The sequence below is a fragment of the Collimonas pratensis genome, from assembly GCF_001584185.1.
Lineage (GTDB): Bacteria > Pseudomonadota > Gammaproteobacteria > Burkholderiales > Burkholderiaceae_D > Collimonas > Collimonas pratensis.
Map to the genome: position 1 here is coordinate 1,002,280 of NZ_CP013234.1, position 23,867 is coordinate 1,026,146.

The window sequence follows — 23,867 nt, forward strand, 5'->3', positions numbered from 1 at the left end:
CCCTATTAAACATGCTGATTCTCCACATCTATTTTTTTGTTGGCGTCGTGCAGTCTTTGCTGGCGTTCGCTGCCCTTGAAGAACTTGCGCACCACCACGAAGAACACCGGCACCAGGAACACCGCCAGTACTGTCGCAGTGATCATGCCGCCCATGACGCCGGTACCGATGGCGCGTTGGCTGCCTGAACCGGCGCCGGTCTTGATCGCCAGCGGCAAGACGCCGAGGATGAACGCAAACGAAGTCATCAGGATCGGACGGAAACGCAGGTGGACTGCTTCCAGCGTCGCTTCGATCAGGCCCTTGCCTTCGGCTTGCAGGTCTTTGGCGAACTCGATAATCAGAATCGCATTCTTGGCCGACAAGCCGACCACGGTAATCATACCGACCTTGAAGTAGACGTCGTTCGGCATGCCGCGCAAGGTAACCCCCAGCAGGGCGCCGAGAATACCTAGCGGCACCACCAGCATCACTGCCAGCGGAATCGAAGTGCTTTCATACAGGGCCGCCAGCACCAGGAACACGGCGATCAGCGACAGCAGGTACAGCATCGGCGCTTGCGAACCGGAAGTCTTTTCTTCCAGCGACTGGCCGGTCCATTCGAAGCCGAAGCCTGGCGGCAGCTTGGCGGTCAGCGCTTCCATTTCATCCATCGCTTCACCGGTACTGTGGCCAGGCGCTGCGCCACCGGAAATTTTCATGGCCGGATAGCCGTTATAGCGCGACAGCTGCACCGGCCCCTTGATCCATTCAGAGGTGGTGAACGACGAGAACGGCACCATGGTGCCCTGGGTGTTCTTGACATACAGCCTGGCCAGGTCTTCCGGCTGCAGACGTTGCGGCGCATCTGCCTGCACGATCACGCGTTGCTGACGACCTTGGTTCGGGAAGTCATTGACGTAGGAAGAACCCAGCGCGGTCGACAGCGTGCTGTTGATGGCGCTGAACGATACGCCCAGTGCATTCGCCTTGTCGCGGTCGATATTGAGCTGCAGCTGCGGCGAATCTTCCAGGCCTTCAGGACGCACGCCAGCCAGGATCTTGCTCTGCGATGCCATGCCCAGGATCTGGTTACGCGCTGCGGTCAATGCAGCATGTCCTTGTCCCGAACGGTCTTGCAGACGGAAGGTGAAGCCGGTGGCGTTACCCAGTTCCGGGATCGGCGGCGGGTTCAGCGGATAGACGATGGCGTCCTTGATTTGCGAGAACACGCCAAATGCCTTGCCGGCAATCGCATCGGCCGATTCGGCAGGTCCGCGTTCGCTCCAGTCCTTCAGCGGGGTGAATACCAGGCCGGCATTCTGGCCGTTGCCGGAGAAGCTGAAGCCGGTAATCGCCACCACATTGGCGACCGCAGGCAGCTTACCGTAATAGGCTTCGATCTGCTTGATCACTTCCAGGGTGCGGTTGCTGCTGGCGCCGGCAGGCAACTGCACGTTGGTGACGATGTAGCCCTGGTCTTCGCTCGGCAGGAACGATGCTGGCAGACGGGTGTACAGCAAGCCCACGCAGATCAGGATCGCGCCATACACCAGCAGATAGCGGCCGGTCTTGCCCAGCATCTTGGCGACGAAACCCTGATAGCTGTTGGTGGTAGCGTTGAACTTGCGGTTGAACCAGCCGAAGAAGCCGGTTTTCTCGTGATGATGACCTTTTTCCACCGGTTTAAGGATGGTGGCGCACAGCGCCGGCGTCAGCGTAAATGCCATCAATACCGAGAACACCATGGACGCCACCATCGACAGCGAGAACTGGCGATAGATCGCGCCCACCGCGCCGCTGAAGAAAGCCATCGGGATGAACACGGCGATCAGCACCAGGGTGATACCGATCAGCGCACCGGTGATCTGGCCCATTGCCTTGCGGGTTGCATCGCGCGGCGACAAGCCTTCTTCGCTCATGATGCGCTCGACGTTTTCCACCACCACGATCGCATCGTCGATCAGGATACCGATCGCCAGCACCATGCCGAACATGGTCAGCACGTTGATCGAGAAACCGAACAGCAGCAGCGTGGCAAACGTACCCATCAGCGCCACCGGCACCACGACGGTAGGAATCAGGGTGTAACGGATGTTTTGCAGGAACAGGTACATCACCAGGAACACCAGGATGATCGCTTCCACCAGGGTCTTGACCACTTCTTCAATCGAGATCTTGACGAATTTCGAGGTGTCGTAAGGGATCTCGTAAGTGACGCCGGCAGGGAAGTACTTGGACAGCTCTTTCATCTTGGCTTTGACGGCTGTCGCGGTGCCCAGGGCGTTAGCGGTCGGCGATAGCTGCACGCCGACGAAGGAAGTCGGCTTGCCGTCGAGACGGCCGGCAGTGGCGTAAGACTGGCCGCCGATTTCGATGCGCGCAACATCGCGCAGACGGACGATGGAACCATCCGAATTGGCACGCAGCTGGATCTTGCCGAATTGTTCGACAGTATTCAGCTGGCCGGTAGCGACCACGGTGGCAGAAATCTGCTGGCTGCCTGGGCTAGGGAGATCACCCAGCGTACCGCCGGCGACCAGCGCATTTTGCGCGGTGATTGCGGCAGTGACATCTGCGGGAGTCAGACTCAGGCCAACCAGTTTGGCCGGATCGATCCAGATCCGCATGGCGCGTTCGGTACCGAACAGTTGTGCCTGGCCGACGCCTGGCACGCGTTTGATTTCATTGAGCACGTTACGCGACAGATAGTCGCCCAGCGCGATCGGGTCGAGCTTGCCGTCGCTCGATGAAAGACCGATGAACATCAGGAAGTTGCTGCGCGACTTGGTGACTTGCACGCCGTTCTGCGTAACCACCGCAGGCAACCGTGCTTCCACGCGTTTCAGGCGGTTCTGCACATCCACCGCGGCCAGGTCGGCGTTGGTTTCCGGCGAAAACGTCACGGTGATGGATACGGAGCCGTCGGCCTGGCTTTGCGATTCGATGTACTGCAAGCCGTCGGCGCCGTTCATTTCCTGTTCAATCAGGCTGGTAACGCTATCGTCGATGGTTTGCGCGGTAGCGCCGGGATAGGCTGCGCTGACGACAATCGTCGGCGGTGCAATCGAAGGATACTGGGCCACCGGTAATTGCGTGATCGCCAGAGCACCCCCGAGCAGGATGAATACGGCGAGCACCCACGCAAATACGGGGCGGTCGATGAAAAACTTGCCCATCAGTAGGCTCCTTATTTAGCTTTAGATGTTGAATCAGCTTGCGGAGCGGCGGGTGCGGCTGCAGTTGCTGCTTTAGCAGCTGCTGGTTGCCAAGGCGCTGGATTGACCACTGCGCCCGGTTTCACCTTTTGCAAACCGTCGACGATGACCTTGTCGCCAGCTTTCAAGCCTTCAGTGACGATCCATTTGTCGCCTTGCGCAGTATCGGCCTTGACCGGCTGCACGGATACCTTGTTGTCGGCACCGACCAGGAACACCGAGGCGCCGTTGAGGTCGCGCTGGACGGCCTGTTGCGGCACGGTCAGGGCGGACGCATTGACAGCCTGTTCAAGCTTGGCGCGCACGTACATACCCGGTAGCAGGCTGTGGTCCGGGTTAGGGAACTCGGCACGCAAGGTGACGGAGCCGGTATTCGGATCCACCGTCAGGTCGGAAAACAGCAGCTTGCCCGATTGCGGATAAGCATGGCCATCTTCTGTTTCCAGCGTGACCTTGGCTTGGCCCTGGCCGGCGTTTTGCAGCTGGCCGTTGCGCATCGCTTCCTGCAACTTCAGGATGTCGGTGCTGGACTGGGTCAGGTTGACGTAGATCGGATCGATCTGCTGCACGGTCGCCAACTGGGTGACTTCGCCCTGGCCGACCAGTGCGCCTTCGGTGACCAATGCCTTGCCGATGCGGCCGGAAATCGGCGAAGTCACGGTGGCGTAGCCCAGGTTCAGGCTGGCGGTTTCGCGCGCGGCCTTGGCCGAGGCGACATCTGCCGCGGCTTGCTTTTGTGCTGCCACGGTGTCGTCGTAATCCTGCTTGCTGACGGCGTTCACGTCGACCAGCGGTTTATAGCGCTGGGCCTTGAGTGTGGCGGTAGTCAGATTTGCCTCAGCCTTGGCCAGCGCTGCCTGTGCGCTGTCGTAGGTGGCGCGCAATGGCGCCGGATCGATCAGATACAGGGTCTGGCCGGCTTTGACGTCGCTGCCTTCGCGGAAAGTGCGTTTGAGCACGATGCCGGCGGCGCGAGCGCCGATCTGGGCGATGCGGGTGGCTTCCAGGCGGCCAGGCAATTCGGTGGTAAGAGCAAGCCGTTCCGGTGCGATGGTGACGATGGAAACGCCGGCTGGAGGTGGAGCACCTTGAGCATCCGGCTTTTTGCCGCAGGCGGCGACCGCGGACAATACCGCGACAGCCAGGGTGATACGCGTGAGACGACTGATAGAGCTAACTGAATTCATAAAATTCTCGCACGGTAATTGAGGAAAGACTGCAAATCTGACAGGTGACTCTGCTTCTGGAAATGACATAGGATATATAAGTAATTGCTTTGGTGCACCGGCGGCTCTGCCGGAAAGCGGGTTGAGCGGCCGGAATCCTGCTATTATACATACATGCACGAATGTATGTACTGGCTTGCGTAAATGCGGGTACCAAGTATGTGTTGCTATTTAATTACTTGCTGCGATTGCACAAAGTATCGTAACGGTTTGGAGGTCGGCTCAAAATGGCTAGAAGTACAAAAGAAGAAGCACTGGAAACGCGCGGTCGCATCTTGGATGCGGCCGCGGAGGTGTTTCATCAGCACGGCGTGGCGCGCACTACGCTGGCGGATGTCGCCAGCGCTGCCGACGTCACGCGCGGCGCTATCTATTGGCACTTCAAGAACAAGAGCGATTTATTCGATGCCATGTGCGAGCGGGTGCGCCTGCCGATGGAAGCGATGATCGAAAAAACCGCCGACGAAAATGCGCACGATCCGTTAAATCAATTCCGCAACCGATGCTTGTTTACCTTGCAAGAAGCGACGCTCAATCTGCAGTCGCGCAAAATCTTTGAAATCGTTCTGCACAAGTGCGAACTGGTGGATCCGCAGGATCCGATTTATATCCGCCAGCATGAGTGTTTTTTGCAAGGCCGTACCGATATAGAACGCTTGCTGCGCTTTGCGGTGGCAAAAGGGCAGCTGCCGCGCGATTTAGATCCTATCTTGGCTGCGGTCATGGTGCAAGGGTTGTTGTTCGGTATTTTGAACAACTGGACCTTCAGTCCGCACAGCTTCGATCTCACCGAGAACGTATCGAAAGTGGTCGACAACTGCATCCACATGTTCAAGACCTCGCCGTTCATGCTGAAAAACGCGCCGGCCTGAGCGCTTCGGGCTAGGTTTGAATAGTATCCGCCAGCGGCTGCTTCAGGCGTGCAGGCGGGCGCAGAACGCCGCCGGCTGCGGCTGAGAGACGGATACAGGCTGCTGCCGCTTCAATAAACTGCGGGCGTCAGCAAGACATTGACCTGCTGCAGATCTTCTTCTTTCAAGGTGCCTACCGCTGACTTCAGTTTGAGGCTGTTCATCAAGGTATCGTAGCGGGCCTTGGCCAAATCCCTGCGCGTGGAAAACAGCTGCTGTTGCGCATTCAACACATCGATATTGATGCGTACGCCCACCTGGTAGCCCAAACGGTTGGAATCCAGCGATGACTGGCTCGAAATTTCCGCCGCTTCATAAGCCTTCACCTGAGCCAGGCCGCTGCTGACGCCGAGGTAGGCCTGGCGCGCATTCAATGCCGCGGTCCGGCGCGCATTTTCCAGGTCGGCGCGGGCCTTGTCTTCCAGGGCGACTGCCTGGCGCACGCTGCTGTTGACGGCGCCGCCGGCATACAGAGGAATGGTCCACTGCACGCCGATCGAGTTGGCGGTCTGCGTAACATTGTTGAAAGGGATATCGCTGCCGCTGACGTCGGCGTGCGCGCGGCTGGCAATCAGGTCGACTGTCGGCAGATGGCCGGCGCGAGCTTTCTTGATGTCGTACTTGGCCGTATCCAGCGCAATCTGCTGGCCGACCACGCCGAAATTCTGATCCTCGGCGCTGCTGACCCAGGTTTCTATGGCGGCCGGCTGCGGCGCGCTCAGCTGCACGCCGGGGCGCAAGGTCGCCAATGGGGCAGGCGGCTTGCCGATGATCTGCTGCAGCACATTGCGCGCGACTTCCAGGTTGTTGGTGGCGGCGATTTCCTGCGCGATCACCAGATCGTAGCTGGCTTGCGCTTCGTTGGTATCGGTAATGGTCGCCGTGCCGACTTCAAAATTGCGCTTGGCGGACGCCAGCTGTTCGGCGATCGCGCTCTTCTGCGCCTGTAGGGAAGCCAGCACATCCTGCGCCGTCAGCGTATCGAAGTAAGCCTGGCTGACGCGCAGGATCAAGTCCTGCTGCGCTTGGGCGAAGCGGACTTCGCTGGCGGCCACCGACAGCTTGCTTTCCTGGTACTGCTGCCAGTAAGCGGGGCGGAACAGCGGCTGCGTCAGCTGCAGGCTATAGTTGTTGGTGATGGTGTTCCACGATTGTCCGGAGCGGCTGTAATTGCCGCCAAAGCCGACCACCGGCAACAGCGCCGCGCGGCCTTGCACGCTGGCCTCGTTGCCGGCGCTGAGCGCGTAGCGGGCGCTGGTGTAGACCGGGTCGTTGGCCAGCGCCTGCTGGTAGGTTTGCACCAGGTCGACCGCATGCGCGTTCAAGGCCAGCAACGCGCTCGCAATCAAGGAGGCCATCAAGGTATTGCGCATTGCACTCTCCGGGCGATGTCGGCGGGTTTGTTTAGTAGGTCGGCATGGCCGGATCAACCTGCTGCGCCCAGGCATGGACGCCGCCGGTCAGGTTGCTCACCGCGGAAAATCCGTGGCGTTCGAGGAAAGCGGCGACCTGCATGCTGCGCGCACCATGGTGGCAGATGCAGACGATCGCCTGTTCTTCTTCCAGGTCGTTCAAGTGCGCCGGCACCGTCTGCATCGGCATCAGCTGCGCTGCCGCGATGTGGCAGGTCTCGTATTCCCACGGTTCCCGCACATCCAGCAGCAACGGCGTCGGCCGCTGCGGATCGGCAATCCAGGCGGCCAGTTCTGAGGCGGTGAGATGTTGCATAGGCTCGCTTAGAATTTGAACTGGGAATGTACAGCGGCTTCGCGCAACGGCTTGACATCGGTTTCAAACAGATTGACCGTACTGTAGCTGGTGTCCGAAGTGCGGGTGATGATCTGTGCAAACATTACGGGCGCGTCGCCGACGATGGCGACGAGACGGCCGCCGACATTGAGCTGCTTGAGGAAGGCGTCCGGCAGCACCGACAGCGAACCCGAGATGAAGATCACGTCGAAGCTCTTGGTTTCGCTGAGGTCCCAGCCCTGGGCGCCGTTGCCTTGCATGACGTCGACATTGGTGATGCCATAGGCAGCCAGGTTGCCGGCGGCCAGCGCCTTCAGTTCCGGATCGATTTCAACCGTGGTGACATGCCTTGCCTTGTAGCACAGCAAAGCTGCCATATAGCCCGAGCCTGAGCCGATTTCCAATACTTGTTCATGTTTCTTGATGGCAGCTTCCTGCAGCAAGCGCGCTTCGACCTTCGGCGCCAGCATGCTTTCGCCGTTAGCGCCTGGCAGCGGGATCTCGGTATCGGAAAATGCCAGGCTCTTGTAGGCGGCCGGTACGAAATCTTCACGGCGGACTACCGTCAGCAATTCCAGGACGTCCAGGTCCAGCACGTTCCACGGGCGAATTTGCTGTTCGATCATATTGAAGCGGGCTTGTTCGATATTCATGGTTAAGGCTCGGTAATGAAAAATAAAGGGCTCATTCTATCAAAGGCTACCCTTAAAAACCTATTGCACACTATGGCAAACCTGGCAAAACACCGCCATACAACGCCAATCCCGGGTTTACGGCGTCTGAGCAAGGCATGCACTCAGGCGGGTGCGGGGTGCGGCGGCATTTGCAAGCCATTCAGGCACAAATCGATAAAACTCTCCAGATAGCTTGCCGAATCCAGCGGTTCCGCATGGCAGGGGTTGAACGCTTGTTGCCACATCATCAGCATGATCACCGGCGCGATCACCACGTTGGCGGTCTGGCGCACGTCGATGGCGCGGAATTCGCCGCGCTCGACGCCGCGCTCGAGCATGCGCACGATCATGGCGTCGCCGCGGGCGCTGACTTCCTCGCGGTAAAACGTCGCCAGCTCCGGGAAATTGCCAGATTCCGCCATCATCAGCTTGGTGATGCCAGCCACCTTGGTGGCGCCGATACGCTCCCACCAACCCAGGATCAGCTCGCGGAACAGGTCGGCGCTGCTGCCGCCGTAGCCGTCGATGATGTCTTCGGCTTCATCCAGGATCGGCAGCATGTTTTCGCGCACCACGGCCTTGAACAGCTCTTCCTTGTTTTCAAAATACAGGTACAGCGTCCCTTTCGACACCCCGGCCCTGGTCGCAACATCACCCAGCCGGGTGGCGGCGAAGCCGCGTTCGACAAATATATCCAGCGCAGCCGCCAGCAATTCCTGCGGACGTGCTTCTTTACGTCTTGCCCAACGGGGTTTGGAGCTGAAAGGGCAGTTCATGAATCCTTGGCTTTACAAATTACTGACTTAAGAGTCATTAATGTAAGCGGCAATGCGCCGGGTGTCAACGTCGGATCTGCGATGGGAGGAAATTGCATGGCTGGCGCCGCCGACGGAAGCCGGCGGGGTAAAACCTGATGTTTCAGGCTGCCTTGGGGTAATCCAGCTGGAGCGTGGTGCTGGCCAGGGCTAGTCCGCCATTGAGCTGCCAGGCGTTCCGGTAGCCGAGCCGGCGCAGGCAGGCGACGGCCTTGCCGCTGCGGTTGCCGCTGCGGCAGAAAAATACCAGGGGTACTTGAGCGCCATGCAGCCATTGATGCAGGTGGGAGACAAGGTGGCTGAGCGGCACATGCAAGACTGTTTGCCCGGATGCCGATGTCATCCCCGCAGCATGCTCATAGGCTTCGCGCACATCGATCAGTAAGGCGCCGGGATGGGCGGCCAGGAAAGGCGCGAGAGCCGCTGTTTCCAGGTTCATGTCGCTGGCGCTGTCATCACCCGGGTGTTGTTCCGCACGCAAGCTGGTGCACAGCAGGCTGGTTTCGTCGCGCGCCGGACAGAGCAAGGTGTCTGGCGTGACGAGGGCCGGATCGAGCGCCGCCGCCGGCAAGGCGCCGATGAAGGCAAAACGCGCCGCAGATGTTTCTGCTTTGGCATCGCCCAGCAGATAGATCTGGTGTTCGCCCTGACTCTTGCGCAGCAATCTCAGCGTACCCAGTGCGAGCTCGGCATCGTCCGGCGCCGGCCAGCCAAATGCGTCGCTGCCTGGCCCCTCAGGGGAGCCCAGGGCTTGCGCCAGTTCACGCCGGTTCTCTTCGTGTTCAGATAGCGCCCCGGTGCTGAGAATCGCACGCAGCTGGTAGCCGCGGCTGCGCACATGGCTGGCCAGCCGTTCCACCAGCAATGGCGACGGATCGATGATGACGCAGCTCTGGCTGGCCTCATCCGCCAGCAGCCAGGCATTGGCGCCGTCCAGATGGAAGCGCAGAACTTCGCCGCCAGCGCTTGCCGGCGCCGTGGCGGCGGCCATGCTCTGGCGCCAGGCCAGGCCGCAATGTTCGATGCGGGCGCAGGCAGCGCTGATGAAGGCTTCGTCGGCCAGCGGTCCGAACGACATGCGGATCGCCGAACTGCTGCGCCAGTGCGGCAGCTGCATCGCTTCCAGCACATAGCTGGGCGCGCTCTTGGCGGCGGAACAGGCGCTGCCCGAACTGACCCGCAGCTGGGCGGCGTCGAACAGGTCCAGCAATTCCTTGCTGGCCAGTCCCGGCACGGAGAAGTTGAGGGTTGTCGGCAGCGTTTTTTCCAGCGGCTGGTTGAATACGATGCCGGGAAAGGCAATCCGCAGGCTGGCTACCAGGCGCGTACGGAAATCGTAGAGTTGCTGATGGCTGCGGAAGGTGGCGCCATCTTCCAGGGCGCCCAGCACCGCGCCGAGGGCGGCGATGCCAGCCATGTTTTCGGTGCCGGAGCGCTGCCCGGATTCCTGGCCGCCGCCCATGATCAAGGGCGTGAACGGCGCTCCCGGCCGCACATACAGCATGCCGATGCCTTTGGGCGCATACAGCTTGTGGCCGGAAAACGTCGCGTAGTCGATGCGCGTCGCCTTCAGGTCCAGCGGCATCTTGCCCAGCGCCTGGACGCAGTCGACCAGCCAGTAAGCGCTGCTGCCGCTGTGTTGCAATACCGCTTCTATCTGCGCCAGCTCGGAGATGACACCGGTCTCGTTGTTGGCGGCCATGGTGCATACCAGCGCGGCATCGCCGGCCAGCTGGCGCAGGGCGGCGAGATCGTGCTGGCCATGTTGATCGACCGGCAGCTTTTTCAGTTCAAGCTGCAAGCCCAGCAGATGGTTCCAGTGCGCCAGGCTTTCTGGAACGGCTTTGTGTTCGGTTGCACCGTATAGCAAGAACTTGCCGATACGCTGGCCGGCCGACTGTTTTTCACGCAAGGCGCACAGCGCGGACAGCACCGCGGTCTGGATGCCTTCAGTGGCGCCGCTGTTGAACATCAGGCGGCCGTCGCCGGCGCCAAGCAGGCGCGCGGCGCGTTGCCGCACCTGGCTCATCATGGTCTTGGCCTGGATGCCGGTGGCATGGCTGCTGCTGGGGTTGCCAAAGCATTCCTTCATGGCGCGGGCGGCGGCGTCGATCGCGGCGGGTAAGACGGCAGTGGTGGCGTTGGCGTCGAGATATATTTCAGTCATGGTTTTTCGTCGGACAGTAAGCTTGTAAATAGTCTACTGTTTCGTAGCGATAAAGACATTCTAAAAATCCCTGTATTTTGCTAATATGAAGAATATTTATACCTATATATATTACAAAATAGCATGAACGCACTTGATAAGTATGATCACGCCATCCTCGCGGCGCTACAAATCGACGGCAGCCTGTCGGTCGCTGCGCTCAGCGAAAAGATCGACCTGTCCAGCACGCCATGCTGGAAGCGCCTGAAACGGCTGGAGGATGAAGGCTATATCGAACGCCGCGTCGCCATCGTCAACCGCGAGAAGATTGGCTTGCCGGTGACGGTGTTCGTCAGCGTGCGTACCGGCCAACATGACGAGAAATGGTTGTCGAAGTTCGCAGCGGCCGTGACGGCCTTGCCGGAAGTCCAGGAATTCCATCGCATGAGCGGCGATGTCGACTATCTGCTGAAAGTCGTCACCACGGACATTCAGGGCTACGACCTTTTTTACAAGAAGCTGATCAAGATCTCGCAGCTGTACGGTGTTTCATCGGCATTCTCGATGGAACAGATCAAATCCACCACGGCGCTGCCGCTGGGGCTGGTCGCCAAGACCGGCTGAGCGGAACCGGATTGCTGAGCATCCGGTCTTTGCCTACGGCAGCTGCAAGGCGATGGTCGTCAAGGCATTTGCAGCGGAATCGACATTTCATGCCGGAACAGATTGCCCGGATCGATTTTCTGTTTCAGCGCGACCAGGAATTGCGCCTTGTCCATGTAGTACAGGGCAGGCCATTGCGGATCGACCCTGGTGTGCGCCGGGTCGCTGTATTTCATGTCGACATCGGGATAGTTGATGTAGCAGCCTTGCCAGTCGGCCGATGGGTAAGGCTTGCCGGAGCTGGCTTCGGGGGTATAAGCCAGGATGTAGGCATGGTACAGGCGGCTTAGCCAAGCCATGTGGAATTCATCGTCCGCCGCATCAGTCCAGTAAGTCTGGAACTGGCTTTTCAAAATCGACCCGCGCTGCGGCACGCAGGTTTCGTGACTGCCGGTAAATGCATTGATGGCGCCGCCGTAAGAGTCAATCTGCACCAGCGAAGCGTTGAGCCGCGGATCATTGCCATAGACGTACAGCACTTCCCACAGCTGGTCGCTGCCTGCGACCGGCGCCGCCAGCGTCGGCTTGACCTGATAACTCGATTTGTACTTGCCGCGACGGTTGTCGCCCGAGCCGTTGAACATCTGCGTCAGCGCAATCCAGTCCATGCGGCGGGCATTGCCGACTGGATCCTGGGCGCACATGTCCATACCCGCGTTTTTGCTGCGCTTAGGCGCAATATTCGGCTCCATGAAGGCGTCGTTCAGGCGCGCAGGCAGCCCGGGAATATTGCTCATGGTATTGACAAAATCGATGAACGGACCGTCCTTGCCGTTGCCGACATTGCCCTCAACGTCGGTGTACTGGATCACCAAACCGATATTGCCGGCTGCGCGTGCATTCAGCTTGAACAGGGTGAACAGGCCGCCATTGCCGTTGTTCGGTGCATTCCATTCGCTGTCGTGCCGCGCGAACCATTCACCATAAGTATCGAGCAGGCGCTTCAGCGCGATGGCGCCGCCGGCTTGCCGGAGATCGTCCCAGGCATAGCTCAGGGCCAGGTAATAGGCTTCTTTCGGCGCTTCCGGCAAATTCTTGAAGTAATAGTTCAGGATGATGCCGAAATTGCCGCCGCCGGCGCCGCGGCAGGCGATGAACAGGTCGCGCTCGACACCGTCGGAGGCCAAGTTGACATGCTTGGCTGTCAGTCCGATGCCAGTGCTGTCGGGCACCAGGATATCCACGCCCGCCAGCCAGTCGACGGTCAAGCCATGCAGGCGCGACAGCAAGCCGTAGCCGCCGCCGACGATGTGGCCGCCGGAACCGACCGAATAGCAAGTGCCGCCCGGCAGCGTCTTGCCGGTGCGCTTGTAGAGGTCGACATAGGCATCCCAGTTCTGATTGCCGGCCGCAACTCTGAATTGGTAGCGGGCCGGATTGGCCGGCAGGACCTGGGACGCCAAGTCTTCGTCGTGGGAATAATCCATGCCGGTCATCAGGCCGACGTCGACGATAGCCAGTTTTTCGCCGGCGGATAATTTGTTGGAGACGAAACCCTCGTAGCAATGACCGCCGCTGCGCACCGTGATGCGATCGCCGTTTTTGAGCGCGGCATTGGCGGCCCGCAAGGTTTCCTGCCAGGTCTTGCACACGTAAATGCTGCCGGCGCCGGCATCGGGAGCGGCAGGGAAGCGCAGGTTGAAGCCTTTCTGCAAGGCTTCATGGCGGCGATCTTCGTTGGTTACCTGTACAAAATCAGACATGCTTGTTCTCCGTCAGGTTGGACTGCGCTGAAAATTTTTGCATGGCTGCTGGCGGAAATGCCCGATGCGGTGGATTCCGGCCAGCTGCCTTTATCGCCTTACTTTTTCGCGGCGCTGGCCACGATATTGATATCGCTGCAGTTATAAAATCCTTCTCCGGCCGGGTCGTTGCGCTGCCAGCGGGTGTACAGGACACGTTTGCCCAGCTTGTCCTTGAGATCCACGTCCATCTCGTAATATCCGCCCACCAGCTTGACGTTGTCGAAACGGCCGACTTCTTCCAGATCATTCCAGGTCAGACTGGCTTTGGCCGGATCGTAGCTGGGTTTGGAAAGATAAATCACCCAGAAGCTGGGATCATGCGGCATGGTCGCCTTGAATTTCAGGCGCATCGCCTGGTTCGGGTCCTTGGCGACGGTGCTGGCATGCCAGTCAGGCGAGGGCACGTCCATCCCGGATTTGTCGTTGCCGGGAACGCTGTTGCCGGCGGAGCATAACTGGTGGTCCGGAATCGCCTTTTTCACTGCCTCGAAATCATTGTAATCGGCGATGTTCTTGGCGTATTCGTTCCATTGGTTGAATTGGAGGGTGGCCTGCCCCTGATTGTTGTCGTGCTTCTTGTAGACTTCCTGATATGCAGCCCGGCAGGCAGGATTCTTGATGCCCGAGCCGTCCGCCGGCCAGTTGAAATCATTTGCCTGATAGCAGTTCAGCTGCCGTGCAACCGGGAATTCCACCGCACCATGCCTGGTCTCGGCATGCGCACCGAGGCAAAGCGCCTGAAAAGCCAATCCGCAAGCAATGTGACGAATTTTCATACCGACTCCTTTTTCAATTAAGAGTGGCCATTACACTGCTTCTTGCGTCTCGGCGTCACTGTCACAGTTGGCAGGTCGTTGACGGCAGGGCGTCATGCCGGCGACTGTTTTCCCGTTTTTCCTTTTAGCCGGCGGCAGTACAAAAGATGATGTAAAACGCGAATGCAAGTAGAATCTGGCCTTTGCTTCCATCCGCATTGCTGTCGGCCGCACAATTTCCCATGTTTGTTAAATGTATACTGATCGCTGAGGCCGCCGCGTGAATGCGCCTGGCGTGAGCTGTCGCCCTGATTGCGGCGCCTGCTGCACGGCGCCGTCGATTTCCTCGGCAATTCCCGGCATGCCGCAGGGCAAACCGGCAGGCGTACGCTGCATCCAGCTGGATCCGGCCAATCTTTGCCGGATTTTCGGCAGCCCGGAAAGGCCAGCGGTTTGCGCCAGCTTGCAGCCTGCTGCCGACATGTGCGGCAGCTCGCGCGAGCATGCGATGCATTACCTGTCAACGCTTGAGCAATTGACCGCAGGGTAGAATCAAGCTTGCCGCATTCTGCTTTGCGTATGTCGATGGCTCGAAGAAACAAACTGAGCAAGGAAATCTCAATGAAATCAAACTGGCCTGTCTCAGGCAAGGTAGTTCCTGTGCTGCTGGCCTTGTGCGCCGCGCTCTTGCTGGCGTCTTGCGCCGCACTGATAGGACCGCGCGATGTCGCCTTCCCGCTGGCAAAATTGCAGCAGTCGGTAGACAAGCGCTTGCCGTTTTCGCAACGCTACATGGGCATCTTCGAGATTACCGCCAGCAAGACTCAGCTCAGCTTGCCGTCTGAACAAAACAGGTTAGCCATGAACACCGATGTCACGGTGGCTCTGCCGCTGCTAGGCAAATCATGGACTGGCACGATGGCGATCTCCGGCATCCTGACCCTGGACAACCCGCATAACGCGGTGACCCTGGCCGAACCGAAACTGGACAGTCTGCTGCTCAACGGCCTGGACGATAGCTACGCCGCGCAAGTCACGCAGATCGGCAATCTGCTGGCGCGACAGTTGCTGGCCAGCCTGCCGCTGTATACTTTCAAGCCGGAGGATCTGCGCTACGCCGGCGTGGCTTTCATGCCGACCCGCATCGCCACCAGGCCGGAAAACCTGGTGGTCACCTTCGAGCCGGTAAAATAGCGGCTTGCTTTAAGAAAAACTCTCGCTACGCGGCGCTGACCGGGACGGTATCATTCGTCCTGCCGCGCCTTTCCTTACTTCTTTCCCCACACCACATGGATATAATTCTCGCGTTAAAAGTACTCATCATGGGCCTGGTCGAAGGCTTCACCGAGTTCTTGCCGATCTCGTCGACTGGTCACCTGATCCTGGCCGGCAGCCTGCTGGACTTTACCGCCGATATCGGCCGCGAGAAAGCTGAAGTATTCGAAATCGCCATCCAGGCCGGCGCCATTTTCGCGGTCTGCTGGGAATACCGCGCGCGCATTGCCGCCGTGCTGCGCGGCCTGCCCAGCGATCCCAAGGCGCGCAAGCTGGTGCTCAACCTGGTGATTGCCTTCATCCCGGCGGCAATCCTGGGCCTGCTGTTCAGCAAGATGATCAAAGAGAAATTGTTTGCGCCGCTGCCGGTGGCGATCGCGCTGATTGTCGGCGGCTTCGTGATTCTCTGGGTCGAACGCCGCAACAAGACGCATGGCAGCGTCGCGCGGGTCGATTCGGTCGACGACATGACTGCGCTGGATGCCTTGAAGATCGGTTTTGCCCAGGCTTTTGCGCTGATCCCCGGCACCAGCCGCTCCGGCGCCACGATTATCGGCGGCATGATGTTTGGCCTGTCGCGCAAGGCGGCGACCGAGTTCTCGTTTTTCCTGGCGATCCCGACCCTGTTTGCCGCCACCATCTATTCCCTGTATAAAGACCGCGCACTGCTGTCGGCGAGCGATATCCCGCTGTTTTCGATCGGCACCGTGGCGGCTTTCGTCTCGGCTTTCCTGTGCGTGCGCTGGTTGCTGCGTTATATCAGCAGCCATGATTTCACCGCGTTTGCCTGGTACCGCATCGTCTTCGGGCTGGTGGTGATCGTGACCGGCTATGCCGGCTGGGTCAGCTGGGTGCATTGAACTCGGCCGCGGACGGCTGTCGAAACGATCAGGCACGCTAAACTGGTTCTTGATACTGTAAGCAAATTGTAATCATCCAATCCTGGGCAGGAGAATGTTGTGGCAAGTGTATGTTCCGCTGGTACCGATATCGGGTTTGCATCGCTAGACTATCTGCAAGTCGCGATCCTGGGCGTAATTCAGGGCATCTCTGAGTTATTGCCGATTTCTTCCACCGCGCATATGCGCATCGTGCCGGCCGTGCTGGGCTGGCATGATCCTGGCTCAGCGTTTTCGGCAGCGATGCAGCTGGCGGCGCTGGCGGCGGTGGTGAGCTATTTCTGGCGCGATGTGCGCGAAGTCACAGTGGGCAGTATCAATGCGGTGCGCCAGCGCGATTTCAGCAGTCCGCAGTTCCGCCTTGGCGTGGCCATCATTCTGGCCACTATCCCAATCGGCATCGCCGGGTTGTCGCTGTCGCATGTACTGAATGCCTGCGGTTCACCGCTGCGCAGCCTGAGCGTGATCGGCTATGCCTGTATCGCCATGGGCGTGCTGCTGGCGCTGGCCGAACTAAGCTGCAAGCATCGCCGCAACATGGGCGAAATGCGCTTGCGCGACGCGATCATCGTTGGCCTGGCGCAAGTCGGCGCCCTGATCCCGGGCGTATCGCGTTCCGGTTCGACACTGACCGCGGCGCTGTTCCTGAATTTCAAGCGCGAGGAAGCGGCGCGTTTTTCTTTCCTGCTGGGCTTGCCGGCGATTGCCCTGGCCGGCTTGAAAGAGTTGCTGGTGCTGTTCCATCTGCACATGCCGCTGGACACCTGGCTGCTGCTGATTTTCGGTCTGGTGGTGGCCAGTATTTCGGCCTTCGGCGCGATCTGGGGTTTGATGAAATTCCTGGAGAAATTCTCTACCTGGCCGTTCATCGTCTATCGCATCGCGCTTGGGGTTTTCTTGCTGGTGGCGGTCAACAATGGTTTCTTAAGTTAAGGAAGCTCTGATTAAGCCACTGCGCGATCCAATTTCAGGGCTGCGATGCTCATCGTACTATCGTACGACTGCGCTTCTCGCCCTGAACTTGAATCGCTCGCTACGCTTACTCAGAACATCCTCTACTTAATCAGAGATTCACTAATTCAAGCAAAGTAAAGTCTACGTATTTAATGCCAAATTCAGCACTAGCAGCATCGGCCGATCCGCAAGCACTGCACATACTGCAAACGGTCTTCGGTTACCCTTCGTTTCGTGGCCAGCAGGCTGAGATCGTCAGCCATGTCGCCAACGGCGGGGATGCGCTGGTGCTGATGCCGACCGGCGGTGGTAAATCGCTGTGCTACCAGATTCCGGCCTTGCTGCGCGACGGCGTCGGCGTGGTGGTGTCGCCGCTGATCGCGCTGATGCAGGACCAGGTCGACGCGCTGGCGGAAGTCGGCGTGCGCGCGGCCTTCCTCAATTCGACCCAGACTTATGAAGAAGCGGCGCAGATCGAGCGCCGCGTGCGCAGCGGCGACCTCGACCTCGTCTACGTAGCGCCGGAACGCCTGCTGACGCCGCGCTGCCTGGAGCTGCTGGAATCCTCGAAGATCGCCCTGTTCGCCATCGACGAAGCGCATTGCGTGTCGCAATGGGGGCACGACTTCCGGCCGGAATACATCAAGCTGTCGATCCTGCACGAACGCTTCCCGCAAGTGCCGCGGATTGCTCTGACGGCGACGGCCGACCAGCAGACCCGCGAAGAAATCGCCTTGCGGCTGCAGCTGGAAGACGGTGCGCGTTTTGTTTCATCCTTCGACCGTCCCAATATCCGCTACCAGATCGTGGAAAAGGCCAACGGCCGCAAGCAGCTGCTCGATTTCATCGAGAGCGAGCATGTCGGCGATGCCGGCATCGTGTACTGCCTGTCGCGCAAGAAGGTGGAAGAAACCGCCGAATTCCTGGTGCAGCAGGGGATCGCCGCCTTGCCGTATCACGCCGGCATGGATTACGCGCAGCGCACCAAGAACCAGGGCCGCTTCCTGCGTGAAGACGGCATCGTGATGTGCGCCACCATCGCCTTCGGCATGGGCATCGACAAGCCGGACGTGCGTTTCGTCGCCCATCTGGACCTGCCAAAAAGCATCGAGGGTTATTACCAGGAAACCGGCCGTGCCGGCCGCGATGGCGGTCCCGCCAATGCCTGGATGGCGTATGGGCTGCAGGACGTGGTGCAGCAGCGCCGCATGATCGATGAGTCGGAAGCTGGCGAGACCTTCAAGCGCGTGCTGGGCGTCAAGCTGGACGCCATGCTCGGCCTGTGCGAAACCTTGCATTGCCGGCGCGTGCGCCTGCTGGATTATTTCGGCCAGAGCTCCGAACGCTGCGGCAATTGCGACACTTGCATGAGCCCGCCGGTCTCATTCGACGCCACGGTGGTGGTGCAAAAGCTGCTGTCGACGATATATCGGGTTGACCAGCGCTTCGGCGCCATGCATGTCATGGATGTCTTGCGCGGCATCGATTCCGACAAGATCAAGCAGTGGCGCCACGACCAGCTCTCTACTTTCGGCATCGGCAGCGACCGTAGCGAAGCAGAGTGGCGGGCCATCTTGCGGCAATCGATTGCGCTTGGCCTGATCACGGTCGACCACGAAGCTTACAGCGCCTTGAAACTGACCGATGCGGCACGGCCGGTGCTGAAGGGGGAGCATCCGGTACAGTTGCGGCAGTACCAGAAGCCGGTCAAGCAGAAGCGCAACAGCGGCAAGTCGAAGGGCTATGTCGAAACCGATCTGTCGACGCTGGAACAGGCTATCTTCGAGAAGCTGCGCTGGTGGCGGGTGGAAACCGCGCGCAAGCACAATGTGCCGGCCTATGTCATTTTCCACGACGCCACCATGCGCGAAATCGCCAAGGCGCAGCCGGGCTCGCTGGATGATCTGCGCGGCGTCAGCGGCGTCGGCGAGAAGAAGCTGGAAACCTATGGCGCCGAGATCGTCGAGCTGATTGCTGAGTTCGTGTAGGGTGGGCACGCTTTTGTGCCCACGCGTGAATTCACTTCACGCGCATCCGTCTCCCTGGCTGGTCGGTCTGTGCTCCGATTATTACGGTCACGCGTGGGCACAAAAGCGTGCCCACCCTACGGGGATTTTTTTCGCCAGCCTGAAAGCAAATGAATGATTAAGGCTTGGTTCCCAGCGCAGCCATCAAGGCCTGCCTGATTTTCGCTTCCTGCGGCGCCACGCCGAAACCAAGCATCACACCTTGCGCATCGAAGAAGCGGCAGATCGTAGTGCCGCCATCCACTTCCGTTTCCCAGCGTCCGGTCGCCACCGCATGCGCCGGTGGCGGCACCAGCGCCAGCGGATAGCTTGGGGTCTTGACGATCACCGGCGAATGCTTGAGATCGATTTCCGTGTCTTCGCCATTCAGTGTCTTGGCAATTGCTCGCGCCGCTGTCAGGATCGGGGCGATATACGGCAGCGGGCTGGTGCGGCCTTCGCCGTCGATGCGGTATTCGGCGCAATCGCCGAGCGCGTACACATCGGGGGCGCTGGTGCGGCCATGGGAATCGACCAGGATGCCACGGCCGCTGGCCAGGTTCGCGGCTTGCGCCAGTGTCAGGTCGGGGCGCAGGCCGACGGCTGACAGCACCACATCGGCTACCACGCTATCGCCATTGGCCAGCGTCACTTTGAGTGCGCCGTCGGCATGATCGACGCTGCTGGCCGTGGTGCCCAGGCGCAAGTCTATGCCGCGCGCGCTGAGGGCGGCATGCAAACCTTGCGACAGCGGCGGCGCAGCCAGCGCCGCCAAAGGCAGGCTGTTGGGATCGACCAGCATGACCTGGTGGCCGTGGGCGGCGAGGTCGTCGGCAAATTCGCAGCCGATCAGGCCGGCGCCCAGGATCACCACTCGGGCCGACGCCTGCACCTCAGGCAGCAGCTTCTCGCGGAAGGTGGCGTAATCGTCGATATGATTGACGGACAGCACGCGCTCGGCGGCGTCGCCGGCGATGTTCAGCCGGATCGCCTGTGCACCGACTGCGATGACCAGTTGTTCATAGTCGAAAGCGCCGCTGCTGGTGTCTACCACTTTGGCGATCGTATCGATGTGCTTGACCCGGGTCTTGGTCATGATATGGGCGCCGACCTGTTCTGCCATGGCGACTGCGCTGTGCGAGACCAACTGTGCCGCCAGCTTCTTTTGTGCGAAAGCGTTCGACAGCATCGGCTTGGAATAGAAACCGCCATCGTCGGCAGTGATGATGAGCAGGGCGGCAGTCTTGTTCAGCTTGCGCACTTCACGTGCCAGAGAATAAGCAGCCATGCCGGCGCCGATGATGATGATGGGTTTCATGGATGTCCTGGGGAGTGATGGCGGTGAGGATAAAGCGGCTAAATGTGATTGGAAAGTTGTCTTGCCGGCCGCCGCAGGCGCTTGCGCCTGGCGATGCGGCCGCTGATTTTACAACAGTTGCTTAGATCTGGACCATTTCAAAGTCTGCCTTGGCGACGCCGCAATCCGGGCATTCCCAGGTAGCGGGTACGTCTTCCCACTTGGTGCCGGCAGCGATGCCGTCGTCCGGCCAGCCGGCCGCTTCGTCATAAATCAGGCCGCAAACGATGCATTTGTAAGTTTTCATATTGTTTCCTCTGTGTGTCGTGACTGGGTTTGCCTGGCGGCGCTTTGCCCCGCCGCCCGGCGGTTTTCTTTAATTACGCTGCGTTCAATGCATCCAGCGCCTGCTGGTAATGATTGGCGTGGCGCTCTTCCACCTTGGCCAGGGCAGCAAAACGCTTGGCTGCCTTTTCCAGGGTGTGCTTGAAATTCTCTGCATGTTCTTTCGATTCTGCGATTTGTTCATCGTATTCGGCGACCGCAGCCTGGTTGCCTTCTTCAATCGCCAGGTGGCGGAATTTCGGATACATCTCAGTGTATTCGTAAGTCTCGCCTTCAATCGCGATTTCCAGCGATTTGGCTGGCGTCAACTGCGCCTTCGGATACAGCAGGTCGAGATGGCCAAAAGCATGCATGACTTCCTGATCCGCAGTATCTTCAAAAATCTTGGCCACATCGTTGGCGCCGGCTTCGCGTGCCAGCTTGGCGAAATAGCGGTATTTTATATGGGCCATGGATTCACCGGCAAAAGCGGCTTCCAGGTTTTCGATCGTGATGGATTTGTTGCTGCTGTCTTGGTTTGCCATGGTGTGCTCTCTCAGTTGTTCGGGGGGAAGGAGGTTTTGTTGATGACCTTGGGATGGATGATAGATTTTATTTATCGAAATTGGAAATTGGATATCTTGATGACTATGATAGGTTTTGTATGTCAGTTTGATATCGAATAGCTTTTATCAACATACAACTATGTGAAATCGCTATTCACGATGCGAAATTCGCATAGCTGGTTGCGAGCAGTCTGATAAAATCAGGGACTTTCACTTGTTACACTTGGGGACAGAGAAACATGGATTCGATGATCGATAAAAAAGAAGAGCTGCGCCTACAATTACGCCAAGCGGCGCTTGAATATCACGAGTTTCCGACCCCCGGGAAAATCAGCGTAACGCCTACCAAATTACTGACCAACCAGCGCGATCTGGCGCTGGCCTACTCGCCGGGCGTGGCCGCGGCTTGCGAAGAAATCGTCGCTGATCCGGCCAATGCCTTCCGCTACACAGCGCGCGGCAACCTGGTAGCGGTCATCACCAACGGCACTGCCGTGCTGGGCCTGGGCAATATCGGGCCGCTGGCATCCAAGCCTGTGATGGAAGGCAAGGGCGTGCTGTTCAAGAAATTCGCCGGCATCGACGTCTTCGATATCGAAATCAACGAACACGATCCGGAAAAGCTGTGCGACATCATCGCCTCGCTGGAACCAACCTTCGGCGGCATCAACCTGGAAGACATCAAGGCCCCTGAGTGCTTCGAAATCGAGCGCAAGCTGCGCGACCGCATGAAGATTCCGGTCTTCCACGACGACCAGCACGGCACCGCCATCATCGTCGGCGCGGCGATCCTCAATGGCCTCAAAGTAGTCGGCAAGGATATCAAGAGCTGCAAGCTGGTGGTCTCCGGCGCCGGCGCTGCCGCGCTGGCCTGCCTCGACCTGATCGTCGATCTCGGCTTCCCGATTGAAAACATTTTCGTCACCGACCTGGCCGGCGTGGTCTACAAGGGCCGCGTCGAACTGATGGATCCGGACAAGGAACGCTTTGCGCGCGAAACAGATGCCCGCACCCTGGCCGAACTGATTCCGGGCGCCGACATTTTCCTCGGCCTGTCGGCCGGCGGCGTGCTCAAGCAAGACATGGTCAAGGCGATGGCGGCGCGGCCGCTGGTGCTGGCTCTGGCCAACCCGACCCCGGAAATTCTGCCGGAGGATGTCAAGGCCGTGCGCGACGACGCCGTCATGGCGACCGGCCGCTCGGACTATCCGAACCAGGTCAACAACGTCCTGTGCTTCCCCTACATTTTCCGCGGCGCCCTCGATTGCGGCGCCACCACCATCACGCGTGAAATGGAAATCGCCGTAGTGCATGCGATTGCCGAACTGGCGCAAGCTGAACAGTCGGACATCGTGGCCACGACATACGGCATCACCAACCTGTCGTTCGGTCCGGAATACATCATTCCGAAGCCGTTCGATCCGCGCCTGATGATCAAGATCGCGCCGGCAGTCGCCAAGGCCGCGGTTGCCTCCGGCGTCGCCAGCCGTCCGATCCAGGACATGGAAGCTTACATCGACAAGCTGCAGCAGTTTGTCTATCGCAGCGGCACCTTCATGCGGCCATTGTTCCAGATCGCCAAGAAGACGCCGGCCGAGAAGAAGCGCATCGTCTACGCCGAGGGCGAAGAAGAGCGCGTCCTGCGCGCAGTGCAGGTGGTGGTCGACGAGAACCTGGCGCGCCCGATCCTGGTCGGCCGTCCGGCCGTGCTGCAGCAGCGCATCGAGCGTTTCGGCCTGCGCCTGAAAGCGGATGTCGATTTTGAAGTCATCAATCCGGATTTCGACGAACGCTACCGCGACTACTGGCAAACTTTCCTGGCCATGACCAAGCGCCAGGGCGTGACCGAGCAGTACGCCAAGCTGGAAATGCGCCGCCGTCACACGCTGATCGGTTCGATGGCGATCCACAAGGGCCATGCCGACGGCATGATCTGCGGCACCTACGGCACCACCAGCCTGCACCTGAACTACATCGACAAGGTGCTGGGCCGGCGCGAAGGCGTCAATGTGTACGCGGCGATGAATGCCCTGATCCTGGCTGACCGCCAGCTGGTGTTGGTCGATACCCACGTCAATGAGGAGCCGACCGCCGAACAATTGGCGGAAATCACGATCCTGGCGGCGGAAGAGATGCTGCGCTTCGGCATCAAGCCGCGCGCGGCCCTGCTGTCGCATTCCAACTTCGGTTCCAGCAACAGCGCTTCGGCGCAGAAGATGCGCAATGCGCTGGCGATCATCAAGGAACTGGCGCCGGACCTGGAAGTCGATGGCGAAATGCATGGCGACACCGCGCTCAATATCGAACTGCGGCGCCAGCTGATGCCGGACTCGACCTTGACCGGCGACGCCAACCTGCTGGTGATGCCGAATATCGACGCCGCCAATATCGCTTACAACCTGCTCAAGAACACTTGCGGCAACGGTGTGGCGGTTGGCCCGATCCTGCTGGGCTGCGCCAAGCCGGTGCACATCCTGACGCCATCGGCCACCGTACGCCGCATCGTCAACATGACCGCCTTGTGCGTGGTGGATGCAATCTCGGCGCGTTAAGATTTGATGTAAGCAGCAAGCAAGATTGGAAGGGCCCAGCTTTAGCGCCGGATCACCGGCGGCAAAGCTGGGCCTTTTTTTGTTGGTCACAGAGCGGATAAAAACGTGTAACG

At 59.5% G+C, this 23,867-nt stretch carries 20 protein-coding genes; 8 read left to right on the top strand and 12 right to left on the bottom strand.

Translation table 11 applies throughout. The annotated features are described in order from the left end of the window. Positions 1-5: 5 nt before the first annotated feature. Complete coding sequence (locus CPter91_RS04530) at positions 6-3,158, bottom strand: efflux RND transporter permease subunit (RefSeq protein ID WP_061937493.1); 3,153 nt, start codon at positions 3,156-3,158, stop codon at positions 6-8. 11 nt (positions 3,159-3,169) lie between these two features. Beyond that, complete coding sequence (locus CPter91_RS04535) at positions 3,170-4,384, bottom strand: efflux RND transporter periplasmic adaptor subunit (protein WP_061937498.1); 1,215 nt, start codon at positions 4,382-4,384, stop codon at positions 3,170-3,172. A 266-nt stretch (positions 4,385-4,650) separates the two neighbouring features. On the opposite strand from CPter91_RS04535, the gene CPter91_RS04540 reads away from it, so the two are divergent. After that, positions 4,651-5,295 (top strand): TetR family transcriptional regulator, encoded by a 645-nt coding sequence (locus CPter91_RS04540; RefSeq protein WP_061937501.1) that lies wholly within the window; start codon positions 4,651-4,653, stop codon positions 5,293-5,295. A 110-nt stretch (positions 5,296-5,405) separates the two neighbouring features. On the opposite strand, the gene CPter91_RS04545 is transcribed toward CPter91_RS04540, so the two are convergent. The 5 genes from CPter91_RS04545 to CPter91_RS04565 form a co-directional block, all read right to left on the bottom strand. Next, a complete protein-coding gene (locus tag CPter91_RS04545; protein WP_061937504.1) occupies positions 5,406-6,707 on the bottom strand; it encodes a TolC family outer membrane protein in 1,302 nt (433 codons plus the stop codon). 31 nt (positions 6,708-6,738) lie between these two features. Next, positions 6,739-7,062, bottom strand: a complete 324-nt coding sequence (locus CPter91_RS04550) for a rhodanese-like domain-containing protein (RefSeq protein ID WP_061937507.1) — start codon at positions 7,060-7,062, stop codon at positions 6,739-6,741. A gap of 8 nt (positions 7,063-7,070) precedes the next feature. Then, on the bottom strand, positions 7,071-7,736 hold the full coding sequence (locus CPter91_RS04555; RefSeq protein ID WP_061937509.1) for a protein-L-isoaspartate O-methyltransferase family protein: 666 nt from the start codon (positions 7,734-7,736) through the stop codon (positions 7,071-7,073). 143 nt (positions 7,737-7,879) lie between these two features. Further along, positions 7,880-8,533, bottom strand: a complete 654-nt coding sequence (locus tag CPter91_RS04560; protein WP_061937512.1) for a TetR/AcrR family transcriptional regulator — start codon at positions 8,531-8,533, stop codon at positions 7,880-7,882. A gap of 142 nt (positions 8,534-8,675) precedes the next feature. Continuing rightward, positions 8,676-10,739, bottom strand: coding sequence for an aminotransferase class V-fold PLP-dependent enzyme (locus CPter91_RS04565; RefSeq protein WP_061937515.1), 2,064 nt, complete (start codon positions 10,737-10,739; stop codon positions 8,676-8,678). 123 nt (positions 10,740-10,862) lie between these two features. On the opposite strand from CPter91_RS04565, the gene CPter91_RS04570 reads away from it, so the two are divergent. After that, positions 10,863-11,342, top strand: a complete 480-nt coding sequence (locus CPter91_RS04570; RefSeq protein WP_061937518.1) for an Lrp/AsnC family transcriptional regulator — start codon at positions 10,863-10,865, stop codon at positions 11,340-11,342. A 59-nt stretch (positions 11,343-11,401) separates the two neighbouring features. Here CPter91_RS04570 and CPter91_RS04575 read toward each other — a convergent pair whose 3' ends face one another. Together CPter91_RS04575 and CPter91_RS04580 are read right to left on the bottom strand one after the other, a co-directional pair. Continuing rightward, positions 11,402-13,084, bottom strand: a complete 1,683-nt coding sequence (locus CPter91_RS04575) for an FAD-binding oxidoreductase (RefSeq protein WP_061937521.1) — start codon at positions 13,082-13,084, stop codon at positions 11,402-11,404. A 98-nt stretch (positions 13,085-13,182) separates the two neighbouring features. Further along, on the bottom strand, positions 13,183-13,902 hold the full coding sequence (locus tag CPter91_RS04580) for a lytic polysaccharide monooxygenase (protein WP_082792608.1): 720 nt from the start codon (positions 13,900-13,902) through the stop codon (positions 13,183-13,185). A gap of 274 nt (positions 13,903-14,176) precedes the next feature. Between CPter91_RS04580 and CPter91_RS04585 the strand changes: the two genes are divergently transcribed. From CPter91_RS04585 to recQ, 5 genes are all read left to right on the top strand, one after another. Then, entirely contained in the window at positions 14,177-14,431 is a 255-nt protein-coding gene (locus CPter91_RS04585) for a YkgJ family cysteine cluster protein (RefSeq protein WP_061937526.1), read from the top strand. A gap of 71 nt (positions 14,432-14,502) precedes the next feature. Then, positions 14,503-15,075, top strand: a complete 573-nt coding sequence (locus CPter91_RS04590) for a DUF1439 domain-containing protein (RefSeq protein ID WP_061937529.1) — start codon at positions 14,503-14,505, stop codon at positions 15,073-15,075. A gap of 95 nt (positions 15,076-15,170) precedes the next feature. Beyond that, positions 15,171-16,016: an undecaprenyl-diphosphate phosphatase gene (locus tag CPter91_RS04595; protein ID WP_061937532.1), complete on the top strand. Its 846-nt coding sequence runs from the start codon at positions 15,171-15,173 to the stop codon at positions 16,014-16,016. Between the two features lie 99 nt (positions 16,017-16,115). Next, positions 16,116-16,988 (top strand): undecaprenyl-diphosphate phosphatase, encoded by an 873-nt coding sequence (locus tag CPter91_RS04600; RefSeq protein WP_061937535.1) that lies wholly within the window; start codon positions 16,116-16,118, stop codon positions 16,986-16,988. Between the two features lie 173 nt (positions 16,989-17,161). Continuing rightward, positions 17,162-18,997, top strand: coding sequence for a DNA helicase RecQ (recQ, locus tag CPter91_RS04605; protein ID WP_061937538.1), 1,836 nt, complete (start codon positions 17,162-17,164; stop codon positions 18,995-18,997). Positions 18,998-19,154: 157 nt separating this feature from the next. Here the strand turns inward: recQ and CPter91_RS04610 are convergent, their stop codons facing one another. The 3 genes from CPter91_RS04610 to CPter91_RS04620 all read right to left on the bottom strand — a co-directional run bounded on the left by CPter91_RS04610 (position 19,155) and on the right by CPter91_RS04620 (position 21,181). After that, complete coding sequence (locus CPter91_RS04610) at positions 19,155-20,333, bottom strand: FAD-dependent oxidoreductase (protein ID WP_061937541.1); 1,179 nt, start codon at positions 20,331-20,333, stop codon at positions 19,155-19,157. 121 nt (positions 20,334-20,454) lie between these two features. Beyond that, positions 20,455-20,619, bottom strand: a complete 165-nt coding sequence (locus CPter91_RS04615) for a rubredoxin (RefSeq protein WP_061937544.1) — start codon at positions 20,617-20,619, stop codon at positions 20,455-20,457. 73 nt (positions 20,620-20,692) lie between these two features. Beyond that, positions 20,693-21,181, bottom strand: coding sequence for a rubrerythrin family protein (locus CPter91_RS04620; protein WP_061937547.1), 489 nt, complete (start codon positions 21,179-21,181; stop codon positions 20,693-20,695). A 260-nt stretch (positions 21,182-21,441) separates the two neighbouring features. On the opposite strand from CPter91_RS04620, the gene CPter91_RS04625 reads away from it, so the two are divergent. Next, a complete protein-coding gene (locus CPter91_RS04625; protein WP_061937549.1) occupies positions 21,442-23,754 on the top strand; it encodes an NADP-dependent malic enzyme in 2,313 nt (770 codons plus the stop codon). Positions 23,755-23,867 lie beyond the last annotated feature (113 nt).

What these genes read in the sequence shown, in the direction of transcription:
- CPter91_RS04530 (WP_061937493.1), bottom strand. Translation starts at nt 3,158, where the DNA reads ATGGGCAAGTTTTTCATCGACCGCCCCGTATTTGCGTGGGTGCTCGCC.
- CPter91_RS04535 (WP_061937498.1), bottom strand. Translation starts at nt 4,384, where the DNA reads ATGAATTCAGTTAGCTCTATCAGTCGTCTCACGCGTATCACCCTGGCT.
- CPter91_RS04540 (WP_061937501.1), top strand. Translation starts at nt 4,651, where the DNA reads ATGGCTAGAAGTACAAAAGAAGAAGCACTGGAAACGCGCGGTCGCATC.
- CPter91_RS04545 (WP_061937504.1), bottom strand. Translation starts at nt 6,707, where the DNA reads ATGCGCAATACCTTGATGGCCTCCTTGATTGCGAGCGCGTTGCTGGCC.
- CPter91_RS04550 (WP_061937507.1), bottom strand. Translation starts at nt 7,062, where the DNA reads ATGCAACATCTCACCGCCTCAGAACTGGCCGCCTGGATTGCCGATCCG.
- CPter91_RS04555 (WP_061937509.1), bottom strand. Translation starts at nt 7,736, where the DNA reads ATGAATATCGAACAAGCCCGCTTCAATATGATCGAACAGCAAATTCGC.
- CPter91_RS04560 (WP_061937512.1), bottom strand. Translation starts at nt 8,533, where the DNA reads ATGAACTGCCCTTTCAGCTCCAAACCCCGTTGGGCAAGACGTAAAGAA.
- CPter91_RS04565 (WP_061937515.1), bottom strand. Translation starts at nt 10,739, where the DNA reads ATGACTGAAATATATCTCGACGCCAACGCCACCACTGCCGTCTTACCC.
- CPter91_RS04570 (WP_061937518.1), top strand. Translation starts at nt 10,863, where the DNA reads ATGAACGCACTTGATAAGTATGATCACGCCATCCTCGCGGCGCTACAA.
- CPter91_RS04575 (WP_061937521.1), bottom strand. Translation starts at nt 13,084, where the DNA reads ATGTCTGATTTTGTACAGGTAACCAACGAAGATCGCCGCCATGAAGCC.
- CPter91_RS04580 (WP_082792608.1), bottom strand. Translation starts at nt 13,902, where the DNA reads ATGAAAATTCGTCACATTGCTTGCGGATTGGCTTTTCAGGCGCTTTGC.
- CPter91_RS04590 (WP_061937529.1), top strand. Translation starts at nt 14,503, where the DNA reads ATGAAATCAAACTGGCCTGTCTCAGGCAAGGTAGTTCCTGTGCTGCTG.
- CPter91_RS04595 (WP_061937532.1), top strand. Translation starts at nt 15,171, where the DNA reads ATGGATATAATTCTCGCGTTAAAAGTACTCATCATGGGCCTGGTCGAA.
- recQ (WP_061937538.1), top strand. Translation starts at nt 17,162, where the DNA reads ATGCCAAATTCAGCACTAGCAGCATCGGCCGATCCGCAAGCACTGCAC.
- CPter91_RS04610 (WP_061937541.1), bottom strand. Translation starts at nt 20,333, where the DNA reads ATGAAACCCATCATCATCATCGGCGCCGGCATGGCTGCTTATTCTCTG.
- CPter91_RS04615 (WP_061937544.1), bottom strand. Translation starts at nt 20,619, where the DNA reads ATGAAAACTTACAAATGCATCGTTTGCGGCCTGATTTATGACGAAGCG.
- CPter91_RS04620 (WP_061937547.1), bottom strand. Translation starts at nt 21,181, where the DNA reads ATGGCAAACCAAGACAGCAGCAACAAATCCATCACGATCGAAAACCTG.
- CPter91_RS04625 (WP_061937549.1), top strand. Translation starts at nt 21,442, where the DNA reads ATGGATTCGATGATCGATAAAAAAGAAGAGCTGCGCCTACAATTACGC.